The organism is bacterium, from assembly GCA_009926305.1.
Taxonomy (GTDB): domain Bacteria; phylum Bdellovibrionota_C; class UBA2361; order UBA2361; family RFPC01; genus RFPC01.
Map to the genome: position 1 here is coordinate 1 of RFPC01000239.1, position 1,230 is coordinate 1,230.

1 protein-coding gene is annotated in these 1,230 nt (G+C 48.8%); it reads right to left on the reverse strand.

Annotated elements, in window-relative coordinates; genetic code table 11:
* Positions 1 to 230: 230 nt before the first annotated feature.
* The gene (locus tag EBR25_14160) at positions 231 to 1,184 is read right to left on the reverse strand and encodes a hypothetical protein (GenBank protein ID NBW42114.1); all 954 of its coding nucleotides are present in this window, start codon (positions 1,182 to 1,184) and stop codon (positions 231 to 233) included.
* Positions 1,185 to 1,230: the final 46 nt, after the last annotated feature.

The window sequence follows — 1,230 nt, forward strand, 5'->3', positions numbered from 1 at the left end:
CAGAGGGCACACGACCGCGAGGAGTCATATTATTGCGAAGTGTTATGAATGAGTCTTAGAAGGTGCGCCGTGAACGAGGAGTTTTCGTTTTACGAGTGTAATACAGGGGGCTGTGAGGGCATTACGGTGTCTTTTAGTAGAGTCACAGCGCGGAGAAGCCATGAGAGGCAGTAGCTCTCTCTTCACTTCAACACATTAGCTGAAATCTGAACTCTCACCGAGTTAAGAAACTATGCTGCTTGCAGTGCCGGTGCAGCACTTTCTGGCGGAAGCGGTGGCTTATACATACCAGGAGGAAACTCTAACATGAATTCCCCCTCAACCCGGTACTTCCGAGAAGCCTTCTGGTACTCAAAGTACATCTCAAAATACCAATTAAGAGCCTCTGCACGCCTCTTAGGACAAACACATAAGACTCTGGGCCGATGTGAGCTTGCATGAGAACGCTTCGTAGTACGCGGATAGGCACCAGGAGTAATAGACTTTACTCCTTTCCTCCCAGCAAACCCCTTACCTGACTCATACCGCTTTCTTACTATCTCCACCCGCCTTGCTTCTAACTTCTCATGCATCACCCGGGCGTACTCCTTTTGTGAGAGCTCCTCATACCCAGGTAACCGCTTGTACTCTAGTACGTATTCTACCGTGTACTCTTTTACACTCACCTTCTGGTTCCACCGACGCGCCTCATATAACGCCCCCCAGTTAACGACTTTCTTCCTCCGCTTTATCCCCCACACTGCATCGTGAAAACAGTTATACCCTGGGTACTCTGAGAGCTTCTCTACGAGCCCATCTTGTACTGGTTGGAGCACGGTATAAAAGAAGTACTCTTCTACATCTGCTTCCCCAGGGAGAAACTCCTGAGAGTAGCGTCTTCCCCAGAGGTTTCCCCCTGGATAGTTCTGACAGTACCGTGGAACGGCACGAGCGACACTTGCGTTAAAGTCTCGCATGAAGAGGGCTCTATTTCCGTTACTAAAGTGAGCAGGAGCTTGGATGTGGTTCCCTTCAATGGCGAGTGCATAGAGGGAGACGTTATGAATCGTCGTATACTTCGCTGCGTATCCAAGAATCGCTTCTTGTAGCCTTTGGTTGTTTACAAACCATAGCTGAGAGTTTCTTGTCCGTGTTGTGAGAAAATCTGTGTACTCACTTGTTTCAATCCGAGGATGATATCCCATAGTAAATGCCTCCCCCTGTGCGCTTCTTCGTCTTTTACTATTCGAC

Excerpts from the sequence above, each read along its gene's own strand:
- EBR25_14160 (NBW42114.1), bottom strand. The coding sequence starts at position 1,184 with ATGGGATATCATCCTCGGATTGAAACAAGTGAGTACACAGATTTTCTC.